This window comes from Streptomyces sp. URMC 127, assembly GCF_051386535.1.
Taxonomy (GTDB): Bacteria; Actinomycetota; Actinomycetes; order Streptomycetales; family Streptomycetaceae; genus Streptomyces.
This window is the reverse complement of sequence record NZ_JBPQTW010000376.1, coordinates 1-3,335: the sequence shown is the minus strand read 5'-3', so window position 1 is coordinate 3,335 and position 3,335 is coordinate 1. Positions and strand designations below refer to the sequence as shown.

Below are 3,335 nucleotides of genomic sequence, written 5' to 3'. Positions count from 1 at the left end.
CCCCCGCCCCGGACCGCCGCGCCGGCGGCCGCGGCCGCAAGCGCCCCGGCGACCACCGCCCCGACGCCCTGCGCAAGCTGCTCCCGCAGGCCCTCGTCGTCGCGTTCCTGGCCGGCGGCACGTCCGCGTTCGTCGCCGACGACAAGACCGTCCGGCTGACCGTCGACGGCCGCGAGCGCGTCCTGCACACCTTCGCCGACGACGTCGACGAGCTCCTCGCCGACCAGGGCCTCGAACTCGGCGAGCACGACGCCGTCTCGCCCGGCCACGGCCACGACCTCGCCCGCGGCGACGAGATCACCGTCCGCTACGGCCGCCCCCTCGCCCTCACCCTCGACGGCGAGCACCGCCGCATGTGGACGACCGCCCGCACCGTCGACGGCGCCCTGCGCCAGCTCGGCGTGCGCGCCGAGGGCGCCTACCTGTCGGCCGAGCGGTCCGCCCCCATCAGCCGCGAGGGCCTCGACCTCGCCATTCGCACCGAGCGCACCGTCACCTTCATGGCCGACGGCCGCGAACGCACCATCCGCACCAACGCCGCCACCGTCCACGAGGCCGTCGAGCAGGCCGGCATCTCCCTCCACGGCGAGGACACCACCTCCGTCGACCCCGACAGCTTCCCCCGCGAGGGCCAGACGATCTCCGTCATGCGGATCACCGGCAGCGAGGAGGTCCGCGAGGAGCCCATCGACTTCACCACCGAGCGCCACGACGACCCGAGCCTGTTCAAGGGCACCGAGGTCGTCTCCCAGCGCGGCGAGAAGGGCGTGCAGCGCATCACGTACGCGCTGCGCACGGTCAACGGCGTCAAGCAGAAGCCGCGCCGGGTCGCGTCCGAGACCGTGAAGGAGCCGCGCACCCAGATCGTCCGCGTCGGCACCAAGCCCCGCCCCGTGTCCGTCCAGAGCGCCGGCGCGGACGGCCTGAACTGGGCAGGGCTCGCCCAGTGCGAGGCCGGCGGCCGCCCGGACGCGGTCGACCCGTCCGGCACGTACGGCGGCCTGTACCAGTTCGACGTGCACACGTGGCGGTCGCTCGGCGGCAGCGGCCGGCCGCAGGACGCGCCCGCCTCCGAGCAGACGCTGCGGGCCAAGAAGCTGTATGTCAGCCGGGGGGCGAGCCCGTGGCCCGTGTGCGGCCGTAAACTTCACGGGTGAGCTCCAGCCCCAGTACAGACGATTCCGGCGCCCTGCTCGGCCCCGCCGACATCCGCGAGCTGGCCGCAGCCCTCGGGGTACGCCCCACCAAGCAGCGCGGCCAGAACTTCGTGATCGACGCCAACACGGTCCGGCGCATCGTCCGCACCGCCGAGGTCCGGCCCGACGACGTCGTCGTCGAGGTCGGCCCCGGCCTGGGGTCGCTGACCCTCGCCCTCCTGGAGGCCGCCGACCGGGTCGTCGCCGTCGAGATCGACGACGTGCTCGCCGCGGCCCTGCCCTCGACCGTCGCCGCGCGGCTGCCGGAGCGGGCGGATCGTTTCGCTCTCGTCCACAGCGACGCCATGCACGTCCAGGAGCTGCCAGGCCCCGCGCCCACCGCGCTCGTGGCCAACCTGCCGTACAACGTCGCCGTGCCGGTGCTGCTGCACATGCTCGACCGCTTCCCGAGCATCGAGCGCACGCTCGTCATGGTCCAGGCCGAGGTCGCCGACCGGCTCGCCGCCGGGCCCGGCAACAAGGTCTACGGCGTCCCGTCCGTCAAGGCCAACTGGTACGCCGAGGTCAAGCGCGCCGGCGCGATCGGGCGGAACGTCTTCTGGCCCGCGCCGAACGTCGACTCGGGGCTGGTGTCGCTGGTGCGCCGCGACAAGCCGGTCGAGACGACGGCGACGAAGGAGGAGGTGTTCGCGGTCGTGGACGCGGCGTTCGCCCAGCGGCGCAAGACGCTGCGCGCGGCGCTGGCCGGCTGGGCCGGGTCGGCCGCGGCCGCGGAGGCCGCGCTCGTGGCGGCCGGCGTGTCCCCGCAGGCGCGGGGCGAGGCGCTGACGGTGCACGAGTTCGCGGCGATCGCGGAGAACAAGCAGTCCTGAGACCGCCGTACGATCGGGGGGCTTGATTCCGCACCCCAGCCGAGGAGCCCGCTGCCGTGTCCGTGACCGTTCGCGTCCCCGCCAAGGTCAACGTCCAGCTCGCGGTGGGCCCGCTGCGGCCCGACGGCTTCCACGACCTGGCCAACGTGTTCCTGGCGGTCGGCCTGTACGACGTGGTCACGGTGACGCCCGCCGACGAGCTGCGGGTGACCTGCTCGGGCCCGGACGCGGACAAGGTCCCGCTGGACGCCTCCAACCTCGCGGCGCGCGCCGCGCTGGCGCTGGCCGCGCGGCACGGGCGCGAGGCGAACGTCCACATCCACATCGACAAGGACATCCCCGTCGCCGGCGGCATGGCGGGCGGCAGCGCGGACGGCGCGGGCGCGCTGGTCGCCTGCGACGCGCTGTGGGGCACGCGGGCCTCGCGCGAGGAGCTCCTGGAGATCTGCGCGGAGCTCGGCAGCGACGTGCCGTTCAGCCTGGTGGGCGGCACCGCCCTGGGCCGGGGCAGGGGCGAGCTCCTGACGCCGGTCGAGACGGGCGGGAGCTTCCACTGGGTCTTCGCGGTCGCGGACGGCGGCCTGTCGACCCCGGCCGTCTACGGCGAGTGCGACCGCCTGCGCGGCGACGCGTTCGTGCCCGCCCCCGACCCCTCGCCCGCCCTGCTGGAGGCCCTCCGGGCCGGGGACGCGGCGGCGCTGGCGGGCGCCGTGAGCAACGACCTGCAGGCGGCGGCGGTCTCCCTGCGCCCGTCGCTGGCGCAGACGCTGACCGCGGGCACGGAGGCGGGCGCCCTGGCCGCGATGGTCTCCGGCTCCGGCCCCACGACGGCCTTCCTCACCGGCGACGAGGAGCAGGCGCAGAAGGTCGCCGAGTCACTGCGGGCGTCCGGCACGTGCCGAGCGGTCCGCGTGGCCGCGGGGCCGGTGCCCGGAGCGGTGATCACTGTCCGTTAGGCTCTGCGATTCCGCGCCCCGAACGGGCGCCCGAATCGGGGGTTCATCCATGGCGACTCCACCGCCGTACCAGCAGCAGAATCCGTACCAGCAGCACGCCCCGCAGCAGGCGCACGGCTACGGCTACGGCGCCCCTGCGCCCGCGCCCGTGCCCGCAGGGCCCGTGTGCCGCACGTGCGGCGGCTTCCCCGCCGCCGAGGCGACGATCCGCCAGCACCAGGGCATCCTCATCATGATGCGCTTCCTGCACGTGAGGGGACCGTTCTGCCGCAACTGCGGCCTGGCGGTGCTGCGCGACATGAACGGCAAGACGCTGCTGCAGGGCTGGTGGAGCCCGATGTCCCTGGCGG

At 74.9% G+C, this 3,335-nt stretch carries 3 protein-coding genes and 1 pseudogene; all 4 read left to right on the top strand.

Going from position 1 to position 3,335, the window contains the following annotated elements; genetic code table 11:
- A partial coding sequence (locus ACSNOH_RS34145) for a ubiquitin-like domain-containing protein (protein ID WP_436725334.1) occupies positions 1 to 1,157 on the top strand: 1,157 nt, incomplete at its 5' end.
- A complete protein-coding gene (gene rsmA, locus ACSNOH_RS34140) occupies positions 1,154 to 2,029 on the top strand; it encodes a 16S rRNA (adenine(1518)-N(6)/adenine(1519)-N(6))-dimethyltransferase RsmA (protein ID WP_436725333.1) in 876 nt (291 codons plus the stop codon). The genes ACSNOH_RS34145 and rsmA, both read left to right, overlap by 4 nt.
- Positions 2,030 to 2,085: 56 nt before the next feature.
- Complete coding sequence (locus tag ACSNOH_RS34135) at positions 2,086 to 2,985, top strand: 4-(cytidine 5'-diphospho)-2-C-methyl-D-erythritol kinase (protein ID WP_436725332.1); 900 nt, start codon at positions 2,086 to 2,088, stop codon at positions 2,983 to 2,985.
- A gap of 49 nt (positions 2,986 to 3,034) precedes the next feature.
- Positions 3,035 to 3,335, top strand: a pseudogene (locus ACSNOH_RS34130) (LppU/SCO3897 family protein); the annotation flags it as partial.